The organism is Pseudomonas fulva, assembly GCF_023517795.1.
GTDB lineage: Bacteria > Pseudomonadota > Gammaproteobacteria > Pseudomonadales > Pseudomonadaceae > Aquipseudomonas > Aquipseudomonas fulva_D.
In genome coordinates this window covers 2,040,775-2,063,345 of the sequence record NZ_CP082928.1, presented here as the reverse complement: position 1 = coordinate 2,063,345, position 22,571 = coordinate 2,040,775, and the positions used below count along the sequence as shown (strand labels likewise).

At 63.2% G+C, this 22,571-nt stretch carries 19 protein-coding genes; 12 read left to right on the top strand and 7 right to left on the bottom strand.

Features of this window, described 5'->3' with window-relative positions; all coding sequences use genetic code 11:
• Window positions 1-117: 117 nt before the first annotated feature.
• From K8U54_RS09255 to K8U54_RS09225, 7 genes are all read right to left on the bottom strand, one after another.
• Complete coding sequence (locus tag K8U54_RS09255; RefSeq protein ID WP_249909848.1) at window positions 118-1,923, bottom strand: phospholipase effector Tle1 domain-containing protein; 1,806 nt, start codon at window positions 1,921-1,923, stop codon at window positions 118-120.
• Window positions 1,920-2,411, bottom strand: coding sequence for a DUF3304 domain-containing protein (locus K8U54_RS09250; RefSeq protein WP_249909847.1), 492 nt, complete (start codon window positions 2,409-2,411; stop codon window positions 1,920-1,922). Before K8U54_RS09250 ends, K8U54_RS09255 begins: the two co-directional genes overlap by 4 nt.
• A gap of 2 nt (window positions 2,412-2,413) precedes the next feature.
• Complete coding sequence (locus K8U54_RS09245) at window positions 2,414-2,896, bottom strand: DUF3304 domain-containing protein (RefSeq protein ID WP_249909846.1); 483 nt, start codon at window positions 2,894-2,896, stop codon at window positions 2,414-2,416.
• Between the two features lie 2 nt (window positions 2,897-2,898).
• The gene (locus tag K8U54_RS09240) at window positions 2,899-3,354 is read right to left on the bottom strand and encodes a DUF3304 domain-containing protein (RefSeq protein WP_249909845.1); all 456 of its coding nucleotides are present in this window, start codon (window positions 3,352-3,354) and stop codon (window positions 2,899-2,901) included.
• Window positions 3,351-4,205, bottom strand: a complete 855-nt coding sequence (locus K8U54_RS09235; RefSeq protein ID WP_249909844.1) for a DUF4123 domain-containing protein — start codon at window positions 4,203-4,205, stop codon at window positions 3,351-3,353. The genes K8U54_RS09240 and K8U54_RS09235 overlap by 4 nt, the downstream gene beginning before the upstream one ends.
• On the bottom strand, window positions 4,202-6,268 hold the full coding sequence (gene tssI / locus K8U54_RS09230; RefSeq protein WP_349654562.1) for a type VI secretion system tip protein TssI/VgrG: 2,067 nt from the start codon (window positions 6,266-6,268) through the stop codon (window positions 4,202-4,204). Before tssI ends, K8U54_RS09235 begins: the two co-directional genes overlap by 4 nt.
• 122 nt (window positions 6,269-6,390) lie before the next feature.
• Window positions 6,391-6,909: an Hcp family type VI secretion system effector gene (locus tag K8U54_RS09225; protein WP_075959453.1), complete on the bottom strand. Its 519-nt coding sequence runs from the start codon at window positions 6,907-6,909 to the stop codon at window positions 6,391-6,393.
• Window positions 6,910-7,409: 500 nt separating this feature from the next.
• On the opposite strand from K8U54_RS09225, the gene K8U54_RS09220 reads away from it, so the two are divergent.
• The 12 genes from K8U54_RS09220 (at window position 7,410) to K8U54_RS09165 (ending at window position 22,453) form a co-directional block, all read left to right on the top strand.
• A complete protein-coding gene (locus K8U54_RS09220) occupies window positions 7,410-8,132 on the top strand; it encodes a carbonic anhydrase (protein ID WP_075928864.1) in 723 nt (240 codons plus the stop codon).
• Between the two features lie 275 nt (window positions 8,133-8,407).
• The gene (locus K8U54_RS09215; protein WP_249909843.1) at window positions 8,408-9,313 is read left to right on the top strand and encodes a helix-turn-helix domain-containing protein; all 906 of its coding nucleotides are present in this window, start codon (window positions 8,408-8,410) and stop codon (window positions 9,311-9,313) included.
• 221 nt (window positions 9,314-9,534) lie between these two features.
• A complete protein-coding gene (locus tag K8U54_RS09210; RefSeq protein WP_249909842.1) occupies window positions 9,535-10,845 on the top strand; it encodes an ABC transporter substrate-binding protein in 1,311 nt (436 codons plus the stop codon).
• Window positions 10,846-10,951: 106 nt separating this feature from the next.
• Entirely contained in the window at window positions 10,952-11,884 is a 933-nt protein-coding gene (locus K8U54_RS09205; RefSeq protein ID WP_027908523.1) for a carbohydrate ABC transporter permease, read from the top strand.
• A gap of 10 nt (window positions 11,885-11,894) precedes the next feature.
• A complete protein-coding gene (locus tag K8U54_RS09200) occupies window positions 11,895-12,728 on the top strand; it encodes a carbohydrate ABC transporter permease (RefSeq protein ID WP_027904257.1) in 834 nt (277 codons plus the stop codon).
• Window positions 12,729-12,746: 18 nt separating this feature from the next.
• Window positions 12,747-13,853: an ABC transporter ATP-binding protein gene (locus K8U54_RS09195; RefSeq protein WP_249909841.1), complete on the top strand. Its 1,107-nt coding sequence runs from the start codon at window positions 12,747-12,749 to the stop codon at window positions 13,851-13,853.
• Window positions 13,854-13,870: 17 nt separating this feature from the next.
• The gene (locus K8U54_RS09190) at window positions 13,871-15,346 is read left to right on the top strand and encodes a mannitol dehydrogenase family protein (RefSeq protein ID WP_249909840.1); all 1,476 of its coding nucleotides are present in this window, start codon (window positions 13,871-13,873) and stop codon (window positions 15,344-15,346) included.
• A gap of 3 nt (window positions 15,347-15,349) precedes the next feature.
• Window positions 15,350-16,834, top strand: a complete 1,485-nt coding sequence (gene xylB / locus K8U54_RS09185) for a xylulokinase (protein WP_249909839.1) — start codon at window positions 15,350-15,352, stop codon at window positions 16,832-16,834.
• A 70-nt stretch (window positions 16,835-16,904) separates the two neighbouring features.
• Window positions 16,905-17,840 (top strand): carbohydrate kinase family protein, encoded by a 936-nt coding sequence (locus K8U54_RS09180; RefSeq protein WP_249909838.1) that lies wholly within the window; start codon window positions 16,905-16,907, stop codon window positions 17,838-17,840.
• A 123-nt stretch (window positions 17,841-17,963) separates the two neighbouring features.
• Entirely contained in the window at window positions 17,964-19,628 is a 1,665-nt protein-coding gene (gene pgi / locus K8U54_RS09175; RefSeq protein ID WP_249909837.1) for a glucose-6-phosphate isomerase, read from the top strand.
• 361 nt (window positions 19,629-19,989) lie between these two features.
• Window positions 19,990-20,721, top strand: a complete 732-nt coding sequence (locus tag K8U54_RS09170; protein ID WP_249909836.1) for a carbonic anhydrase — start codon at window positions 19,990-19,992, stop codon at window positions 20,719-20,721.
• A 202-nt stretch (window positions 20,722-20,923) separates the two neighbouring features.
• Entirely contained in the window at window positions 20,924-22,453 is a 1,530-nt protein-coding gene (locus tag K8U54_RS09165; protein WP_249909835.1) for a SulP family inorganic anion transporter, read from the top strand.
• Window positions 22,454-22,571 lie beyond the last annotated feature (118 nt).

Genomic DNA, 22,571 nt, shown 5'->3' with positions numbered 1-22,571 from the left:
AAGCAGCAGTGAGGTGGATTGGGCCCGCACCGGAGCCATGGGTTGGATGATTCTTAATGAAGGCAACTAGCGCTGATTCATTCGTAAATATTCAATTGGCTGCTCAGGCCAAAATCGTCAGCTTGGCAAATCAAACCCTCGAATGGCGAAGAAGTTTTGCCCGGTCAGCTGCGTTAACGAGCGTTGGGCGGTATCCACGGCGAGGCGATCATGAACGAAGTGACCGAAAAGCCGGTGGACGGGCTCGCTAACACCTTTAGCGGGTTCTTCGAACCAGGCCGATAGCAGCACCGCCCATAAGTCGGCTTGCTCCCGCGTACCGGCGGCGCGCCAGCCGCGAACCGGGTTGTTCAGTGCCGAGCGCATGCGCACAGCTTCTTCGTTGACCTCTTCCAGCCAGCTCAGGTCGGTGCGTAATTGTGCCCGTTCCTGGTTGATGGCCTGCAGGCGCTGTTCGCGGGTTTGCCGCTGCGCGGCGCTCTCCCGTGGAATACCGAGCATGCCAGCCATATTGCCCGTTGCGCTGGCACGTAGCCGATCTTCATCGTCGTTGAGCTGCTGGAGGCGCGCGTGGTAAGGCCGCCAGAGCGCGGCCATCCAACGGATGTATACGCGCATATGCGCGGCGAATAGCTGCTGCTCTATGCGCAGGGGAGCACCAGCGAACCCAGGCTTGAACGCCTTGACTTCGGCAAGGCCGGCTTTCACTTCACGTTCGTAATGGCGGCTTAGCCCTCTCGCGCTGCTTTGCTCGAAGTGGTCGTTGAAAACGAAGAGCTCGGCAACTTTTCTGTCCGTCAGTGGAAGATCGTCAAGAGAAGGAAATGGCGCGCCCGCGCGTCGCGCTGCGTGGTACATCTCGTGCAAGCTTACCAAGGCCAGTTCTGAGCTGGGTTTCTGTTCGCCCGGCAGCAGACTGCCGCCCACATCCTCGCTCACCCCAGGTACCCACTTTTCTCGCCAATTCGGTTGAGCGGCGCCCAGCAAGCGGGCGCGCCGGTAAAAGCGCCGTTCGTGGGCGGCCACCAGATGCAGTGCCTGCTTCACCCGAGTGGGCAGAGGGCCGCCATCGTCCAGTGCCGTACGCAGCGGTAGGGGCAAGTAGGGGAAGTCGACATGGCTGCGGTCAACACCATCGAACAAACCAGCAAAGAGAATGCTCAGCTCCTTGCCCTGGTAGCGATATGAGCCTTCGGCCGCTTGTGGCCCACGGCTTAGCAGTTCATGGAGGAATGCACGCGCCAGCGTGGCGCCGTAGTCGAAGCCATACACGGTCAGCTCGATGTATTTAAGTGGGGGCTGATCGCCTTGAGCTTCGACTTTGCGAAGGGTTTCGTTGAGAAAATCAATTGCGCCCTGAATTCGGGTGTCCGCGCCGGTCTTGAGCAACTCAGCGGCAAATCGGTTATCCCGCACTGGGGCTATCGCTTCGACGGTGGCGTCGATAACCGCACCTTTAAGCACTCCGGCCATCTTGTGCGGGGTATGCCACAGTGCTTTCAGGTTGCGACTTATGCGCTCCCACCAGCTGCGTTTGGAGTCGAGTGCATCCTTGGCGGCCTCTATGGCCTGCTCCTCCGCCATATCGGTAGGCACTTCGCTAGCCGTTTTTCCAAAGCTGGTCACGGCACTATTTGCAGTAACATTCAGATCTGCAGAAAAGTCTTGTCCTAGGCCGGATGCATAAAATTTTCGGTAGCTGAAAGATTTGTTATCTCCAAGATGATCGGAGTGAGCCATGTAAAGTTTGCCGACATTGCTGACACGTCCAGTTTGTATGTCCTTAATGCGATGACGACCAAACCCATCAAAGAAAAAACCGATACGCAGACTATGTCCGCAGGTATTGATATGAGGATTGTCTGGCGAGGCACGACAGCGAGCCGCCATAGCTGCTGCCTGTTCGGTAATGCGGTTGCTCATGGTGTTTGCTCCTTGCTATCGGGCGCTTCCTTGAGGTCTTCGAAGGGACTATCCAAGTTAGGGCTCCAAAACAAACGTACTTGGTCGCCCGGAAAAAAGTGTACGTGCAGGTACTTGTCTTGTCGGGTGCGCGGCGGGTTGGGGACCGCAAGCGTATGAGTTTCTTCACGCATGCCCGCCTCGTACTGCGGTTGGGTAATACTTTTTACCCACTCTACCGTCAGGACATCGCCTTCAATGCGCGAGCAGCAACTAGCACCGCCTCCGCCATAAGCGGACGCATTGCCGCCCCAGGCTTCGTTGACCGCATAGCTGAAAATGGGGCGGTCTGTATGGTTATGTACATAGAGAATGGCACCTGGCATCTGGGCATAAGACCAAGCTACATAGACAATTACCAAAAGTCCAAGAAGTGCAAACTTAAACAGGGATTTAGCTACTGCGGGTAGCGATTTCCAGCGTTTGAATAATTCGTTGACTTGCTTCACTGTTAAACCTCGTTATCCGGTGCTTCCTTAAGGTTTTCAAAAGGGCTGTCCAGATTATGGCTCCAGAACAAACGCACTTGGTCACCTGGAAAAAAGTGCACATGCAGATATTTGTCTTGACGGGTGCGTGGCGGGTTGGGTACTTCTAGCGTTACGGTTTCTTTCTGCACGCCTTGGTGAAGTTGTTCGCCGGTACGTCCCTTAATCCACTCAATCGTCAGTACATCACCCTCAATGCGTGAGCAGCAAGTAACCTTTCCGCCACCATAAGCAAAAGCATTTCCGCCCCAAGCCTCGTTTACGGCATAACCAGATATAGGGCGATCGGTATGGTTATGTACATAAAGCATGGCTCCTGGCATACGGGTGTAGGCCCAGGCCAAATAGCCAAGTATTAACAGCCCAAAAAATGCTAGGCTAAATAGAGATTTAGCGGCTGCAGATAGCGATTTCCAGCGTTTAAGTAATTCGTTGACTTGCTTCACTGTTAGACCTCTTTATCCGGTGCTTCCTTAAGGTTTTCAAAAGGGCTGTCCAAGTTAGGGCTCCAGAATAAACGCACCTGATCACCAGGGAAAAAGTGCACATGTAGGTATTTGTCCTGCCGAGTGCGTTGCGGATTGAGTATCTCCAGCGTAACGGTCTCTTCCTTAATACTTTGACGGGCTTGTTCCCCTGTACGTCCCTTGATCCACTCCACCTTCAGCACATCGCCTTCAATGCGCGAGCAGCAACTAGCACCGCTTCCGCCATAAGCGGACGCATTGCCGCCCCATGCATCGTTGACGGAATAGCTGAAGATGGGCCGATCAGTATGGTTATGCACATAGAGCATGGCGCCTGGGGTTTGCATATAGGCCCAGGCGATATAGGCAAGTGCGCAAGCGACTATCAGTACTGCGTTTGAGGTGCCTCTGCTCCGCATAAGCCTGTGCCCACTCATCCCAGGCTCTCCATGCGCTCATCCTGTTCGAGCTGAACGTCGGCCAGGGCCTGCCCGTCGGTCTCTACTTGTTGCAACATGGCGGGCCAGTGCGGGTTCTGATCGATGGCTTTGCCGCCCAACAGGCTGTAAAGGGCATAAAAGTATTGATCCGAGGAGCGCGACAGGCCTGCCTTGCGCGCCTGGGCCAACGCCTGGCTGGCCTGGTTCAGCCGCTCACCGTGGCACTCGCTGTTGAACACCTCGGGGGCGTTGGCCTGTAACTCGGCAACCAGGGCCTGGGCGTGGGGATCGACACCCAGTGCATCCACCAGCGGTTGGTCGAGTTCGATAGGGTGGTACGGCGGCAGGTCGTTCAGCCCCAGCCCTTCGACGCGCTGCCAACCTTGTGAGGTGGGCAGCCACCAATTGGCGACTGGGCCGAATAGCCATGTGTGCCACGGCTGCTCCTGACGCCTATGCAAGATCGGCAATACGTTGTGGGCATAACTGCGGATCAGCAGGGTTTCACCATCGATATTGCGGCAGGCAAGCGCATCGGCCAGGTGCTTTTGCAGTTCGAGGATGTCCAGCCGGCAGCTAAGCCAGCCATGCTGCGCTTCATTGCCGAGGTGCTCGATAAGCTGGGTGTACTTGTTGTACGGCTGGCTACTGAGCTCGATAAGGGCGGGGCCTTCGGTGTTCAGATGTGACACTTCTGGCTGCACCAGCAAAGGAAAAAACGCATGCTCTGTCGAAAGTGCCGGGCGTATCTCGGAAGGAAGCATTCCAAGCTCCACCACCATTGCCAAGGTATGACCTGCTGCAACCGCTGTTTCCCAATCGGTGCGTGCCGAAATCTGCTCATTCATGCCATGGCTCCCGCGAGCGTCGCGCTGCCTTCACGCATGGCTTTGCGCAGGCATTCAAGGCAGATTCCTTTAGGTGGTGCGAGCCTTGGCTGCGGTTGGGCTCTTTGCAACAGTTTCCCTGCCTTGTCGGCATCCGCCTGCTTCAGCAACCCCGGCAACAACGGTGCCGCGCCGGTGCCACTGCCCGCACTGCCTCCCGAGTTGATATTGACCACCGCTCCGCTCAGCGTCACACCACCGCCGTCGATCTTGATAAAGCTGCCGCCGGCCTTGAGGGTCAGTTCGCTGCCGGCTTCGAGCACCACTTTCAGGCCGCTGGAGAGGTGGATTTCCTGGCCGGCTTCGATGAACTGGCCGGTGCCGATCTTCACGTGCTGGTTCACGCCCACGGTGAGGTGGTCGTCGGCCCGTGCTTCGACCTTGCGGTCGGCATGCACGGTGTGGTGCTCTTCGGCCTTGAATTCGCTGTAGCTGTTTTGCTCGACGGTGTCGTGGCGCTCGTTACCGACGCGGATCTTCTGGTTGTTCTGGACGTTCTCGCCCCAGTCGCGCTGGGCATGCAGGTAGATCTGCTCCTGGCCTTTCTTGTCTTCGATGCGCAGCTCGTTGTAGCCGCTGCCACCGGGTGAGCTCAGGGTCTTGAAGGTGCTGCGGGTCTTGTTGGCGGGCAGCGCGTAGGGAACGGCGTTTTCCTTGTGGTACAGGCAGCCGGTGATCAGCGGCTGGTCGGGGTCGCCTTCGAGAAAGGTGACCAGCACCTCCATGCCGATGCGCGGGATGGCGATGCCGCCGTACTGAGCACCAGCCCACGCGCTGGACACACGCAGCCAGCAGCTGGTCTTGTCGTCGGCCTGGCCCTCACGGTCCCAGTGGAATTGCACCTTGACGCGGCCGTACTCGTCGCAGTGAATCTCTTCGCCTTTCGGCCCGGTGACCATGGCGCTCTGGCTACCGAGCAAGCGCGGCTTGGGGTGTTGTAGGGCAGGGCGGTTAGGTACGTCCCAGGGGGTGGCCTTGAAACGATTGCGGTAACCCTGGTGGAAGTCGTCTTTCAGGTCGGTGGTATCGCTGGTGATCGACTCTTCCAGCACCTGGGGTTGCTTGCCCTCATGGAGGACTTCGGTCAGCAGCCACAGGTCGTTCCATTTGGCTTTGGGATGTTGGGTCAGGGCGAGGAAATGGCCGCTGACCAAGAGTGGCTGATCGCTTTTACCTTCAGCCAGTTGGTAGTCGCTGCGGTGGCGCTCCAGGGCGCGCTTGGCCAGGTGCTTGCCGCGCTCTCGGTCCACGAAACGGCCGGGGTAGTCATAGTCTTCGAGGTCGGGCAGGGCATCGCCGCGGTTCTCGCTTTCCAGCTTCAACCGCGGCTTTTCGAAGTCGTAATCGCGGCGGGTCGTGCGGCTGGTGCGGGTTTCCAGGCGCAGGTCGAAACGCTTGATGACCGGGTCATTGGCGACCATGCCGGAGTCTTGCTGGTAGGCCACGGGCGCCAGTTTCGGAAACACCGTCTGATCGTCGCCGAACACCAGTTTGTGGGCGCTAGCGCTGTGCTGAAAGTGGTAGTGGATCCCTTCTTCCTCGCACAGGCGCTGGATGAAGTGCAGGTCCGATTCATCGTACTGAACGCAATAAACGCGCTCGGGATAAACCGACCCGACTTTGAATTCGTAGGCGTCGCTCTGGATGCCATGCTCTTCGAGCACTTGGCCGATGATGGCCGGCACGCTGAGGTTCTGGAAGATGCGTTGGTTGATGCGATGGGCCAGGTAGGCCAGTTGAGGGCGCAGGCTGACTGCATAGCGAGTCAGGCGCTTGCCGGAGTCGCCTTGGGCGACCCTATAGAGCAGGCCATGAATGCCGCTGCCATCTGGGGAGAGCTGCAAGAACGCCGGTTTGTGCAGCAGGGTTTCAAGGTCCAGGGCAGACTGCTCGCTGACCAGTTCCACTTCGAAGGCGAACGGTTCGCTGATGGCTTCACGCCCGGTGAGCGTGAACACCTGCAGGTCGGTCGACAGACCCTCTACGGTCAGGCTGAAGTGCGTCTGGTTGGCTGGCGCGAACATCCGATGTTCCTCGTGCAGTGCTGCGGCCACCGCCGATCCGGCGGGAAACGGCCACTGGCATTCTGGATAAGCGTAAACAGCACCGGCCAGCTGGGCTGGCCGGTGCTGAACAGTCGGTTGGCTTAGCCAGCGACTGGGGAGCGCCAATCATCGGAGCCCGAAGTGCCGGATACTTCGTGGGTCCAGGTGATTTTGCGGTAGGTGAAGTGCACGTCTTCCAGGTGAGTGAAATGTGCGTTGGACGGGTCCTGGCAGTTGTGCATGTAGTCCTTGATGTCGACGATGATCGCGTCTTCAAGTTTGGTGGTGTAGTAGTGCTCTTGGGTGCCTTGAGCCGAGGTGCGGAACCACTGGATTTCGATGCTGGTCATGCGCTCGCCGGAGGTCAGAGCAGCCAGCAGCAGCGGGGACGCCTTGTCGAATACCTTGGTGATCACGACAGGCTTGTGCACGCGCTGGCCAGTCGGCTGGCCCGACTGCGGATCACGCGGGATGATCACTTCGTGGCTGAAGCCCTGAACCATGACTTGGTCTTCGTGACCTTCCTGGTAGGTATTGCCAACCGAGTCGGCGGTGAATGCGCCGGCGGTGATCAGGCCTTGTTTCTCGCCAGTGATGGACATGTATGCGGGTGTTGCCATGAGAGTGCTCTCCTTGTCGAAAACAGAAATCCCGAGGCGAAATCGCCGATGGGTGCCGACTTAGCAATCAATTGACGTGCCAGCCTTATAAAAAGCTAGATAAATCAGCCGCTTAACGGAATTAATTGGCAGCCTGACTCGGAAAGGCAAACAAAATAGCAAAAAAGTGCGCAAGAGGTTGTGCAGCGGTGTGCAACTTATTGCGCATTCACTTGTAGCGCTTTATGGACGTGGTCTTTAAGGAAGTATCCACAGACTTATTCACAATTTAGTGCGCAACTTCTTGCGCAGTTGGCTTTGAGCTGTGGGTGGCAACAGGTCTCTCGCTGAGAGTAGTCAACTGCCGGCTTCGCAAGTGAAAGAATGGATTTTTCTCCCCGACGTGCCTTGAAGGGCATTACCACAGTCCAAGCCTTCGACCCCTTGCCGGTAACCCCGCCGGCTGGAAAGCTGTGCGCTGTCGCACGCTTCGTCTCCCATCCGTAAGCGAGGTAACGCTAATGCCTGGTAATCGTCGTCCTGCCGAGAGCACCCCCAAGAACGCCGCTTCGGCCGCCGAGGCGCTTGATCATCTGGTCGAAGGCTTTCTGCGCTTTCGTCAGGATGTGTTCCCGCAGCAGCAGGCGCTGTTCAAGAAGCTGGCCCATGCCCAGTCGCCACGTGCCATGTTCATCACCTGCGCCGACTCGCGCATCGTGCCCGAGCTGATCACCCAGAGCGAGCCTGGCGACCTGTTCGTGACCCGCAACGTCGGCAACGTGGTGCCGCCGTACGGCCAGATGAACGGCGGCGTGTCCACCGCTATCGAGTACGCGGTCGCCGCCCTGGGCGTGCAGCACATCATCGTGTGCGGCCACTCCGACTGCGGCGCGATGAAGGCCGTGCTCGACCCGGAAACCCTGGAGCGCATGCCGACGGTCAAGGCCTGGCTGCGCCATGCCGAAGTGGCCAAGACGGTGGTCGCCGACAACTGCGGCTGCGCCGACCACACCACCCTGGGCGTGCTCACCGAGGAAAACGTGGTGGCCCAGCTCGACCACCTGCGCACCCATCCTTCGGTGGCGTCGCGCCTGGCCGCTGGTCAGCTGTTCATCCACGGCTGGGTGTATGACATCGAAAGCAGCGAGATCAAGGCCTACGATGCCGAAACCGGCGAGTTCCGCCAGATCGGCGACGGCCCGCTGCCGATGGCGACGCCACGCCCGCGTTATCCGCAGGGCTGAGGGCTCGTAGGATAGTGCGAGCCGCGTAGGTGAGGCGTCGTCCACCCCACGCCTGTGGGAGCGGGCCATGCCCGCGAATCGCGCGCATGGCGCGCTCCCACAGAATGTAGATCCGTAAGATGGGTTTCACCTACGCGGCCCGACCCATCTTACAATCCGAGTCAAAACAGCGAACCCGACGGGTTGTGCTAGGGTCTTTAGTCGGTCGGTGGGTTTGCGCAACAGGCGCGGCCCACCGGCAATCACCGACAAGAACAAGACGATGCCGGCCCGCCATGTCCCGATCGCAGAGAACGCTCGACCCGTCCTATGAGCTGATGGATGACCACGAGGGTCATTCGCTGATCTATCGCCAGCACGGCTTTCCCAGCCCGCTGGTGCGCTGGCATTTCCACAAGGAATACGAGCTGCACCTGATCGTCGCCAGTGCCGGCAAGGTCTTCATCGGCGACTACATCGGCAATTTCTCCCCCGATACCCTGTTTCTCACCGGCCCCAACCTGCCGCACAATTGGATCAGCCAGATGGCGCCGGGCGAGGCGGTGGCCGAGCGCGACATGCTGGTCAACTTCACCGACGAGGTGCTGGAAAGCGGCACCGCGGTGTTCGCCGAACTCAAGGACCTGCAGCCGCTGCTGGCCCGCGCCCAGTACGGCATCGAGTTCCGCTGCCCGCACACCATCGCCGAGGCACGCCAGCTGCTGCAGCGCATCGCCCATTCCCAGGGCATGACCCGCCTGGGGCATTTCTTCATCCTCATGGAGCTGCTGGCCGGCTGCGAGGCGTACCAGCTGCTCTCGGACCGTACCGCTGCGCAGCTGGCCGACGAGCACCACGTCGACCGCATCAACCGCGCCGTGGACTACATCTTCCAGCGCTACGCCCAAGAGCTGAGCCAGGAAGAGGTGGCCGAATACCTGGGCATGACGCCCACCTATTTCTCGCGCTTCTTCAAGCAGGCCACCGGGCGCGGCTTCGTCGAGTTCGTCAATCGCCTGCGGGTGAGCAAATCCTGCGAGCTGCTGACCCAGAGCGACAAGCCGGTGACCGAGGTGTGTTTCGAGTCCGGCTTCAACAACATTTCCAACTTCAACCGGCGCTTCCAGCAGCTCAAGGGCATGACGCCCAGCGGCTACCGACGGCTGGTTACCCAGCGCATCACCGCGCAAAATCTGTACTGATTCCGCCACCTCGATCCGTCGGGAAATAGCCGAAAACGGCGTGCTTGACGCGTCGAGTGCTTCCGCTGAAGCGGCAGTGCCTTGGCCGATCAGTGCAAAAAAGTATCGGTTGCAGTGCAGTCGAGGCGTTGTTCGCGTTCGGCGCTAGGGGTGTAATCCGGGTCGGCCCACAAAAACAATAATGTCTCCCGAGGTCCACCGAGGGAGAGGAGTTCAAGACCATGAACCATACGCTCAAAGTATTCGTAGCCGCTTCATGCCTTTCCCTCACCGTCGGCGCCCAGGCTGCCGAGACCGTGACCATCGCCACGGTCAACAACAGCGACATGATTCGCATGCAGCGCCTGGCCAAGACCTTCGAAGAACAGCACCCGGACATCAAGCTCAAGTGGGTGGTGCTCGAAGAGAACGTGCTGCGCCAGCGCCTGACCACCGATATCGCCACCCAGGGCGGCCAGTTCGACGTGCTGACCATCGGCATGTACGAGGCGGCGCTGTGGGGCGAGAAGGGCTGGCTGGAGCCGATGAAGGACCTGCCCGCCGATTACGCCCTCGATGACGTGTTCCCCTCCGTGCGTGAAGGTCTGTCGGCCAAGGGCCAGCTCTATGCGCTGCCGTTCTACGCCGAAGCCTCGATCACCTACTACCGCAAGGACCTGTTCGAGCAGGCCGGGTTGGAGATGCCCGAGCAGCCGACCTGGGAGCAGATGGCCGAGTTCGCCGGCAAGCTGCACCAGCCCGACAAGGGCCAGTACGGCATCTGCCTGCGCGGCAAGGCCGGCTGGGGCGAGAACATGGCGCTGATCACCACCGTGGCCAACGCCTACGGCGCACGCTGGTTCGATGAGCAGTGGAAGCCGGAATTCACCGGCAACGAGTGGAAGAACGCGCTGAACTTCTACGTCGACACCATGAAGAAATATGGGCCGCCGGGCGCCTCGAGCAACGGCTTCAACGAGAACCTGGCGCTGTTCAACAGCGGCAAGTGCGCCATGTGGGTCGATGCCAGCGTGGCCGGCTCGTTCGTCACCGACAAGTCCCAGAGCAAGGTGGCCGACTCGGTGGGCTTCACCTTCGCGCCGACCCAGGTCACCGACAAGGGCGCTTCGTGGCTGTACTCCTGGGCGCTGGCGATCCCCACCAGCTCCAAATCCAAGGATGCCGCCAAGACCTTCAGCGCCTGGGCCACGTCCAAGGCCTACGCCGAGCTGGTCGCCGAGAAGGATGGCGTCGCCAACGTGCCGCCAGGCACCCGCGCCTCGACCTACAGCGATGCCTACATGAAGGCTGCGCCGTTCGCCAAGGTGACCCTCGACTCGCTGAAGAAGGCCAACCCGGCCGACCCGAGCGCCAAGCCGGTGCCGTACGTGGGCATCCAGCTGGTGACCATTCCCGAGTTCCAGGCCATCGGCACCGCCGTCGGCAAGCTGTTCGCCGCCGCGCTGACCGGGCAGATGCAGCCCGAGCAGGCGCTGCAGGCCGCGCAGCAGAGCACCGAGCGGGAAATGAAACGCGCCGGGTATCCGAAGTAAGCACCTCGCGGTGGGCCGCCGTGCAGCGGCCCACCGCGGGTGATCAGACAACGCCTGGGTCACTCGGCCCGATCCGTCATACCCAACCGCTCATTGCGGAGCCCCCATGGATAACACAACCCTCGACTCCCGCTCGCCAGCGGCAGGCGAAGCCGTCGCTACGCGGCGCAAGCGCCTGGCGCCCGGCTGGTTCCTGGTCAGCCCTTCGGTGGTTCTGCTGCTGATCTGGATGATCGTGCCCCTGGGCATGACCATCTACTTCTCGCTGATCCGCTACAACCTGCTGTATCCCGGCGAGAACGATTTCGTCGGCCTGGAAAACTTCGAATACTTCGTCACCGACGCCGCCTTCCTGTCCGGCGCCGGCAACACCCTGCTGCTGGTCGGCAGCGTGCTGTTGATCAGCGTGGTGTTCGGCGTGCTGATCTCCGCGTTGCTGGAGGCCAGCGAGTTCTTTGGCCGCGGCATCGTGCGGGTGCTGCTGATCTCGCCGTTCTTCATCATGCCGACGGTCAGCGCGCTGTTGTGGAAGAACCTGATCTTCCATCCGGTCTCGGGGATTCTCGCCGCCGTCTGGCAGTTCTTCGGCGCCCAGCCGGTGGACTGGCTGGCGCACCACCCGCTGTTCTCGATCATTCTCATCGTGTCGTGGCAGTGGCTGCCGTTCGCCATCCTCATCCTGATGACCGCCATGCAGTCCCTGGACCAGGAGCAGAAGGAGGCCGCGCGCCTCGACGGTGCCGGCCCGCTGGCCATCTTCTGGCACCTGACCCTGCCGCACCTGGCGCGGCCGATCGCCGTGGTGGTGATGATCGAAACCATCTTCCTGCTCTCGGTGTTCGCCGAGATCTACACCACCACCAGCGGCGGCCCGGGTTACGAGTCGACCAACCTGGCCTACCTGATCTACACCCAGGCGCTCTTGCAGTTCGACGTGGGCATGGCCTCCGCCGGCGGGCTGATCGCCGTGGTGATCGCCAACATCGCCGCCATCGTGCTGATCCGCATGATCGGCAAGAACCTGACCGACAAACAGTGAGGGCTCCGAGATGCTGACCCTGAAGCAATCCCGTCGCCTGCAGAGCGTGCTGGTCGGCACGCTGGCCTGGGCCGTGGCCGCGCTGATCTTCTTCCCGATCTTCTGGATGGTGCTGACCAGCCTGAAGACCGAGCTGGATGCCTTCGCCACGCCGCCGCAGTTCATCTTCACGCCGACCCTGGAGAACTACCTGCACATCAACGAGCGCAGCGACTACTTCGCCTACGCCTGGAACTCGGTGCTGATCTCCTTTGCCGCCACCCTGCTGTGCATGCTTATCGCGGTGCCGGCGGCCTATTCGATGGCGTTCTTCGAGACCAAACGCACAAAGGGCACGCTGCTGTGGATGCTGTCCACCAAGATGCTGCCGCCGGTGGGCGTGCTGGTGCCGATCTACCTGCTGGCCAAGCAGTTCGGCCTGCTCGACTCGCGCATCGCGCTGATCGTCATCTACACCCTGATCAACCTGCCGATCGTGGTGTGGATGGTGTACACCTACTTCAAGGACATCCCCGGCGAGATCCTCGAGGCGGCGCGCCTGGATGGCGCCACCACCTGGCAGGAGATCGCTCGCGTGCTGCTGCCCATCGCCCGTGGTGGCCTGGCCTCGACCATGCTGCTGTCGCTGATCCTGTGCTGGAACGAGGCGTTCTGGTCGCTCAACCTGACCAGCTCCGCCGCCGCGCCGCTGACCGCCCTGGTGGCGTCCTACTCCAGTCCCGAAGGCCTGTTCTGGGCCAAGCTTTCCGCCGTTTCGACCCTGGCCTGCGCGCCCATCCTGATCTTCGGCTGGATCAGCCAGAAGCAGCTGGTGCGTGGTCTGTCGTTCGGCGCTGTGAAATAACAAGAAGGATCAAGAGCCATGGCTGATTTGAAAATCCGCAACCTGAAGAAAGGCTTCGACGGCACGGCGATCATCAAGGGCATCGACCTGGATATCGAGAACCGTGAGTTCGTGGTGTTCGTCGGCCCGTCCGGCTGTGGCAAGTCCACGCTGCTGCGCCTGATCGCCGGGCTGGAGGAGGTCTCCAGCGGCACCATCACCCTCGATGGCACCGACATCACCGACACCGCGCCGGCCAAGCGCGACCTGGCGATGGTGTTCCAGACCTACGCCCTGTACCCGCACATGACGGTGCGCAAGAACCTGTCCTTCGCCCTCGATCTGGCTCGGGTCGGCAAGGCGGAGGTCGAGGAGAAGGTCGCCAATGCCGCACGCATCCTCGAGCTGGGGGCCTTGCTGGAGCGCAAGCCCAAGCAGCTCTCCGGCGGCCAGCGCCAGCGCGTGGCCATCGGCCGCGCCATCGTGCGCAACCCGAAGATCTTTCTGTTCGACGAGCCGCTGTCCAACCTCGACGCCGCCCTGCGCGTGCAGACCCGCCTGGAACTGGCGCGCCTGCACAAGGAGCTCAAGGCGACGATGATCTACGTGACCCACGACCAGGTCGAGGCCATGACCCTGGCCGACAAGGTGGTGGTGCTCAATGGTGGCCGCGTCGAGCAGGTCGGCTCGCCGCTGGAGCTCTACAACCACCCGGTCAACCTGTTCGTCGCCGGCTTTCTCGGCACGCCAAAGATGGGCTTCCTGCGTGGCCAGGTGGAAGGCGTCGACGGCGGCCGCTGCCAGTTGCGCCTGAGCTGCGGCGCCGCACTGGACCTGCCGCTGGCCGCCACCGGCCTGCGCAACGGCGACCAGATCACCCTCGGCATCCGCCCCGAGCACCTCAACGTGGTGCCGGCCGGGCAGGGCCGTCTGCAGGCCACCGCCGATGTCAGCGAACGTTTGGGCAGCGACACCTTCTGCCATGTGCGGGTTGGCGAGGAGGACCTCACCGTGCGGGTGCGCGGCGACTTCTCGCCGGCCTACGGCGAAGCCCTGGCGCTGGATTTCGACCCGGCCCACTGCCACGTCTTCAACGCCGATGGCCTGGCCATCGACAAACGCATCCAGGCCGGCCAGGCCGCCTGACGCGCAGGAATCGCCCCATGAAACTGAATCGCAAGAACCTCGCTGCACTGGCCCCGGAAGTCGAAGTGCCGGTTTACGATCCCTCGACCGTGCGACAGGGCATCGCCCATATCGGCGTCGGCGGCTTCCACCGCGCCCACCAGGCGATCTACACCGAAGCCCTGCTCAACCGCGGCGAAGCCCGCGAGTGGGGCATCTGCGGCGTCGGCCTGCGCCGCGAAGACCGCGCCATGCAGCAGGCCCTGGCCGCGCAGGATCACCTCTACACCATGCTGGTGCTGGGCGACCAGCCGGGCCTCGAAGTGCGCGTGGTCGGTGCCATCAACGGCATGCTACTGGCCGAGGATTCGCCCGCCGCGCTGATCGACAAGCTGGCCGACCCGGCGATCCGCATCGTCTCGCTGACCATCACCGAAGGTGGCTACTGCATCGACGACAGCACGGGCGATTTCATGGCCCACCTGCCGGACATCCAGCACGACCTGGCGCACCCGGAGGCGCCGCGCAGCGTATTCGGCTTCCTCTGCGCGGCCCTGGCCAAACGCCGCGCCGCCGGTATCCCGGCATTCACCCTGATGTCCTGCGATAACCTGCCTCACAACGGCGCGGTGACCCGCAAGGCGCTGCTGGCCTTCGCCCACCTGGCCGACCATGAGCTGGCTGGCTGGATCGACAGCCATGTGAGCTTTCCCAATGCCATGGTCGACCGCATCACGCCGATGACCAGCGATGCCCACCGCGCCCAGCTGGCCGAGCGCCATGGCGTCGAGGACGCCTGGCCGGTGGTCTGCGAGCCATTTTTGCAGTGGGTGCTGGAAGACAAGTTCGTCAACGGCCGGCCAGCCTGGGAAAAGGTCGGCGTGCAGTTCACCGACGACGTCACGCCCTACGAAGAGATGAAGATCAAGCTGCTCAACGGCAGCCACCTGGCGCTGACCTACCTGGGCTTTCTCAAGGGCTACCGCACCGTTCACGAAGCCATGAACGACCCGCTGCTGCGCCGCTACGTGCGCACCTTCATGGACCAGGACGTGACCCCGCAGCTGGCGCCGGTGCCGGGCATCGACCTGGACGACTACAAGGACACCCTGATCGAGCGCTTCTCCAACCAGGCCATCGCCGACCAGCTCGAGCGCGTCTGCTCGGACGGCTCGTCGAAATTTCCCAAGTTCATCGTGCCGACCCTCAACCGGTTGATCGAAGACGGCCGCCCGCTGGAGCGCGCAGCGTTAGTGGTCGCAGCCTGGGCGCTGTACCTCAAGGGCGTCGACGAGACCGGCACCACCTACCGCATCCCCGATCCGCGCGCCGCGTTCTGCCAGGCGCTGGTGACCGATGACGACAAGGTGCGCGAGCGGGTGCTCGGCGTCGAGGTGATCTTCGGCACCGCCATCCCGCAATCGGCGGCCTTCGTCACCGCCTTCGAGCTGTGCTACGACAGCCTGCGCAAGCTGGGCGTGACGCGCACCCTGCAGACCCTGCTGGGTGAGTGAGCCATGTACCTCGGCATCGATTGCGGCACCCAGGGCACCAAGGCGCTGATCCTCGATATCCACAGCGGCAAGGTGCTCGGCGAGGGCAGCGCGGCGCACCAGCTGATCAGCGGCCCCAATGGCCGCCGCGAACAGGACCCGGCCGACTGGCTGCTGGCCTTCGAGCAGGCCACCGCCCAGGCTCTACAGAACGCCGGGGTGGCGGGCAGCGAGATTCTCGGTATCGGCGTGTCCGGCCAGCAGCACGGCCTGGTGCTGCTCGATGCCCAGGGCGAGGTGCTGCGCCCGGCCAAGCTGTGGTGCGACACCGAATCGACCGCCGAGAACGCCCACCTGCTGGATTTTCTCGGTGGCGACAGCGGCTCCCTGGAACGCCTGGGCGTGGCCATCGCGCCGGGCTACACGGTGTCGAAACTGCTGTGGACCCGCGATCATCATCCCGAGGTGTTCGCCCGTATCGCCCACATCCTGCTGCCCCACGACTACCTCAACTACTGGCTGACCGGGCGCGCCTGCGCCGAGTACGGTGATGCCTCCGGCAGCGGTTATTTCAACGTGCGTAGGCGCACCTGGGACACCGAGCTGCTGGAGCTGATCGACCCGGAAGGCGGCCTGGTGCGCGCCCTGCCGGAGCTGATCGAATCCGACCGGTGCGTCGGATCGATTCGCCCGCAGATCGCCGAGCGTCTGGGCCTGAGCCCCTGGGCGCTGGTTGCCAGCGGCGGTGGCGACAACATGATGGGCGCCATCGGCACCGGCAACATCGCCCCGGGCGCGATCACCATGAGCCTTGGCACCTCGGGCACGGTGTACGCCTACGCCGAGCAGCCGCGCGTCAGCCCGCACCCGCAGGTGGCGACCTTCTGTTCGTCGTCCGGCGGCTGGCTGCCGCTGATCTGCACCATGAACCTGACCAACGCCAGCGGCGCGATCCGCGACCTGCTGGGGCTGGATGTCGACACCTTCGGCGCCCTGGTCGGCGAGGCGCCCATCGGCGCCGCAGGCGTGCTGATGCTGCCGTTCCTCAATGGCGAGCGGGTACCGGCGCTGCCGCTGGCGACCGCCAGCCTGCATGGGCTGACGGCGGACAACCTGACCCGCGCCAACCTCTGCCGCGCTGTGGTGGAGGGCACCACCTTCGGCCTGCGCTACGGTCTCGACCTGCTGCGCGACAGCGGCATTCGTAGCGACGGCATCCGCCTGATCGGTGGCGGCGCGAAGAGCGCGACCTGGCGGCAGATCGTCGCCGACATCATGGGCGCGCCGGTGGTCTGCCCCCAGCACACCGAGGCGGCGGCGCTCGGCGCGGCGATCCAGGCGGCCTGGTGCGTGAGCCGTCAGCACGGCGAGGCGTTGAGCCTGCAAAGCCTTTGCGAGCGCTGCGTGAGCCTCGATGACGCTCGCAGCGCCGAGCCCGACGAGCTGCGCAGCCGCGCCTACGAAGGCGTTTACCAGCGTTACCGCGAACAGGTGCGCGCGCTGCAATAATCCACGCCGGTGGCGCTGCCGCCGGCCTTTTCCCTGGGCGAATACGCCTGTTTCGTGACGCGGAGATCCCATGTACCTGGTATGCGGCGAAGCCCTGTTCGATTTCTTCTGCAACCCCGGCGAGCGCAGCAGCGAGCTGAATTTCAAGGCCCTCGCCGGTGGCTCGCCGTTCAACGTGGCGGTCGGCCTGCGCCGCCTCGGCGTCGACTCGGCGCTGCTGGGCGGTATCTCCAGCGATTACCTTGGCCAGCGCCTGCGCCAGGTGCTGGCCGAGGAGGGCGTCAGCGATCGCTACCTGGTCGCCAGCGACGCGCCGACCACCATGGCCATGGTCGCCCTGGATGCCCAGGGTTCGCCGCAGTACATGTTCCGCGGCGAGGGCTGCGCCGATCGTCAGGTGCTGGCCGAGCATTTACCGGTGCTCGACGAGACCGTCAGCGGCCTGCACGTCGGCTCCTATTCCCTGGTGGTGGCGCCGGTTGGCGACAGCCTGCTGGCGCTGGTGGAGCGTGAAAGCGAGCGGCGGCTGATCAGCCTGGACCCCAACGTGCGCCTCAATCCGGCACCCGATATCGAGCGCTGGCGGCAGCGAATTGAATCTTTTGCCGCCCACGCGCATCTGATCAAGGTCAGCGAGGAGGACCTGGAGTTGCTGTATCCCGGCGTTCCCCCGTCGACGAGCATCGAGCGCTGGCTGGCCCAGCGCTGCCAGGTGGTGTTTCTGACCCGCGGCAGCGCCGGCGCGAGCGTGTTCAGCCGGCAGCATGGGCACTGGTCGGTGCCGGCCCGCCAGGTGGTCACCCGTGACACCGTGGGCGCTGGCGATACCTTCCAGGCGGCGATCATCGCCTACCTGGTGCAGCACGGGCTGGACAGCCCGGCTGGCCTGGCGGCATTGTCGCGTGAGGCGCTCGTTGCGATGCTCGATTTCGCCGTGCAGGCGGCGGCGCTTACCTGTTCACGGGTTGGCCCGCAACTGCCGTATCGGCATGAGCTGGGGCAGTAAAGGCCGTTCAGGGGCGCGAGGCGTAGTAGGCAATTTTCAACGCCGTACTTGCCAACGCACGCGTCCCACGGCATGCAATCGAATTCGCGAGGCCAGGAGGCTGGCCCGAACCAAGGAGTCTTCATGCCGTATCTTTCTTCATCGCTGGATGTCACCCAACTGCCAAGCTGGCAGGCCCTGGTCGCGCACCGCGAGCGCCTCGCCAGCTTCAGCATGCGCCAGGCCTTCGCCGCCGACCCCAAGCGCTTCGAGACCTTCAGCCTGAGCGGCTGCGGGCTGTTCCTGGATTACTCGAAGAACCTGATCAACACCGAGACCCGCGAGCTGCTGGTCAACCTGGCCCGTGAAGTGGGGCTGGAGAAGGGCATCCGCGCGCTGTTCGATGGCGAGCTGCTCAACAACACCGAGAAACGACCGGCCCTGCACACCGCCCTGCGCCGCCCGCTGGGCGACAAGGTGGAAGTCGATGGCGTGGATATCATCCCCGAGGTGCAGCGCGTGCTGCAGCAGATGACCGAGCTGGTCGGGCGCATCCACAACGGCCTGTGGCGCGGCTATACCGAGAAGCCGATCACCGACGTGGTGAACATCGGCATCGGCGGCTCCTTCCTCGGCCCGCAGCTGGTCTCCGAAGCGCTGCTGCCGTTCGCCCAGCGTGGCGTGCGTTGCCACTACCTGGCCAATATCGACGGCAGCGAGTTCCACGAACTGGCCGCCAAGCTGCGCGCCGAGACCACCCTGTTCATCGTCTCGTCGAAATCCTTCGGCACCCTGGAGACCCTGAAGAACGCCCAGGCCGCACGCGGCTGGTACCTGGCCCAGGGTGGTTCGGAGTCCGAGCTGTATCGCCACTTCATCGCCGTGTCGAGCAACCGCGAGGCGGCGGTGAGCTTCGGCATCCGCGAGGAAAACATCTTCCCGATGTGGGATTGGGTCGGCGGCCGTTATTCGCTGTGGTCGGCCATCGGCCTGCCGATTGCGCTGTCCATCGGCATGTCCAACTTCAAGGAGCTGCTGTCCGGTGCCTACCGCATGGACGAGCACTTCAAGACCGCGCCGTTCGAGGAGAACATGCCGGTGCTGCTGGCCCTGCTGGGCGTGTGGTACGGCAACTTCTGGAACGCCCAGAGCCACGCCATCCTGCCGTACGACCACTACCTGCGCAACATCACCAAGCACCTGCAGCAGCTGGACATGGAGTCCAACGGCAAGAGCGTGCGTGGCGATGGCCAGCCGGTCAGCGTGGCCACCGGCCCGGTGATCTGGGGTGGCGTGGGTTGCAACGGCCAGCACGCCTACCACCAGTTGCTGCACCAGGGCACCCAGCTGATCCCGGCGGACTTCATCGTACCGGTGAGCAGCTACAACCCGGTGGCCGACCACCACCAGTGGCTGTACGCCAACTGCCTGTCGCAGAGCCAGGCATTGATGCTCGGCAAGTCCCGCGAGGAGGCGGAAGCCGAACTGCGTGCCAAGGGCATGGGCGAAGACGACGTGCAGCGCCTGGCGCCGCACAAGGTGATCCCCGGCAACCGGCCGAGCAACACCCTGGTGATGGAGCGCGTCAGCCCCCGTCGCCTGGGTGCGCTGATCGCCATGTACGAGCACAAGGTGTTCGTGCAGAGCGTCATCTGGGGCAACAATGCCTTCGACCAGTGGGGCGTGGAACTCGGCAAGGAACTGGGCAAGGGCGTCTACTCGCGCATGGTCGGCAGTGACGAGCCGCCGGCCGAGGACGGCTCCACCCAGGGCCTGATCGACTTCTTCCGCGGACGCCACCGCGGCTGAGCGCTGCAAGGCCCCTGGATAGCTCGCACCGGCCTGTGCGGGCTATCGATCCTCCCTTCGGTGACCTTCACCTCGTGTCTGATTCCTGATGGACGGCACGGCGCTGTAACACGCGGGACATCTGCGCGTTTTTAGATGGGCCGTCATCGAGCCCAGTCTAGAGCAGTTGCGTGCTGCGTGGCCGAATCTGGCCGGCGTGGCATGCGGTTACAAATGCGCTTCCGACGGCAACCGCATTTCTTGCGATTAAGGTTGGTTTAAGCCTTTATGGGTAAGTTCGTCTGCGAAGTGACCGAATGGTCACGAAGCAAACTGCCACTAGATGGCAAGTCAATATCACGACCGAAGACCAGGAGGCACCATGAGCGAGCGCATTCGTTCCATCCGATCCGCCACACCCACCGCAGCCGGCAAGCAGAGCGCAGACGAGGCGCTGCAGACCCTGCTTGATGGCTTCCAGCGTTTTCGCAACGATGTCTTCCCCGAGCAGCGCGAGCTGTTCAGCAAACTGGCCCGCCAGCAAAGCCCCCGGGCCATGTTCATCACCTGCGCGGATTCGCGCATCGTCCCCGAGCTGATCACCCAGAGCGACCCCGGCTCGCTGTTCGTGACCCGTAACGTCGGCAACGTGGTGCCGCCTTATGGCCAGATGAACGGCGGCGTCTCCACCGCCATCGAATATGCGGTGATGGGTCTGGGCGTACAGCACATCATCATCTGCGGTCATTCCGACTGCGGCGCCATGAAGGCGGTCCTCAACCCGCAGAGCATCGAACGCATGCCGACGGTCAAGGCCTGGCTGCGTCACGCCGAGGTCGCCAAGACCGTTACCCAGCAGAGCTGCGGCTGCGCCGAGCACCAGGAACTCGGGGTGTTGACCGAAGAGAACGTAGTCGCCCAGCTCGATCACCTGCGCACCCACCCCTCCGTCGCTGCACGCCTGGCCAGCGGCCAGCTGTTCATTCATGGCTGGGTCTACGACATCGAGAACTGCACCATCAAGGCGTACGACGCCGAGCGTGGCGAGTTCCTGCCGCTCGATGGCGAAACCACCCCCAGTGCCAGCCCACGAGCCCGTTACCTGGCCTCGTAAAACACTTACGACAGGACGTCACCCGGTGGCCATGAATCGACCCGCGGATTAACCGCCCACAATCGACAGCCGTTTTCGGGCCTGCTGCCCTGACTCGTCAGGGCAACGGCTTCTTGGGTTCTGACTGCCTTACACCTGCTGATGGTGAGCCGTGGCTCATCGTCATGACCTTACGTGCGCTGGATCTGCAGGAGACCGCACCATGACCCTCGCTTCATTCAAATCCGCTCTGCCACGCGATGCCCTGGCATCCATCGTGGTCTTTCTCGTCGCCCTGCCGCTGTGCATGGGCATCGCCATCGCCTCCGGCATGCCGCCGGCCAAGGGCCTGATCACCGGCATCATCGGTGGCCTGGTGGTCGGCTGGCTGGCCGGCTCGCCGCTGCAGGTCAGCGGCCCGGCGGCCGGCCTGGCCGTACTGGTGTTCGAACTGGTACGCACCCACGGCATCGCCATGCTCGGGCCGATCCTGCTGCTCGCCGGCCTGCTGCAACTGGTTGCCGGGCGCCTGCGCCTGGGCTGCTGGTTTCGCGTCACCGCACCGGCGGTGGTATACGGCATGCTCGCCGGTATCGGCATCCTTATCGTGCTTTCCCAGTTCCACGTAATGTTCGACGTCAAGCCCCAGGCGTCCGGGCTGGACAACCTGCTGGCATTCCCCGACACCCTGCGTCAGGCCATTCCCGGCCTCGGTAGCGGCAGTGCCCTGGCGGCGGCGTTGCTGGGCTTCGGCACCATCAGCTGCATGTTCCTGTGGGACAAGCTGCGCCCCCAGGGCCTGCGCTTTCTGCCTGGCGCGCTGATCGGCGTGACGTTGATGACCGGCATCAGCCTGTGGCTGGGCCTGGGTGTGGCGCGGGTCGAGGTGCCGGCGAACCTGAGCGATGCCATCGACTGGATACAGCCGGCTGACCTGTTCAACCTGGCCAACCCGCAGATCATCCTGGCCGCGGTGGTGGTGGCCTTTATCGCCAGTGCCGAAACCCTGCTGTCGGCCGCGGCGGTGGACCGCATGCACAACGGCCCGCGGTCCAACCTGGACCGTGAGCTGTCCGCCCAGGGCATCGGCAACATGCTTTGCGGCGTGCTCGGCGCGCTGCCGATGACCGGGGTGATCGTGCGCAGCTCGGCCAACGTGCAGGCCGGCGCCCGCACCCGCCTGTCGACCATCTTCCATGGCGCCTGGCTGCTGGCCTTCGTCATGCTGCTGCCGGCGGTGCTGCAGAGCATTCCGGTCGCCTGCCTGGGCGGCGTGCTGGTGTACACCGGCTTCAAACTGGTCGACATCAAGGCCATCCGCAGCCTGGGCCGTTATGGTCGGGCCCCGGTATTCATCTATGCGGCCACCGCCCTGGGCATCGTCGCCGTCGACCTGCTGACCGGCGTGCTGATCGGTTTCGCCCTGACCCTGGTCAAGCTGGCCGGCAAGGCCTCGCGCCTGAAGGTCAGCCTCAGCGAGATCGGCCCCGACGAAGCGGAGCTGCGCCTGACCGGCTCGGCCACCTTCCTCAAGGTGCCGCACCTGGCCAGCGTGCTGGAGGGCATCGCGCCGACCACCCGCCTGCACGTGCCCCTCGACAACCTCAGCTACGTCGACCATGCCTGCATGGAACTGCTCGACGACTGGGGCCGCGCCGCCGAGCAGCAGGGTGGGGCGCTGTTGATCGAACGCCACGGCCTGACCCGTCGCCTCGAGGGCCGGGCGCTGAGCATGCGCCGCGCGGCGGCTTGAGGCAGGCCTGCGGCGGCTGTCGGCGTGACAGCCCGCCGCAGGCGTTAACGGCCCACCTGGCGCTGCGTATCTGGTACCTTTTCCCGCTGCGCATCGCCAGATGGCCGATTCCCGTGCC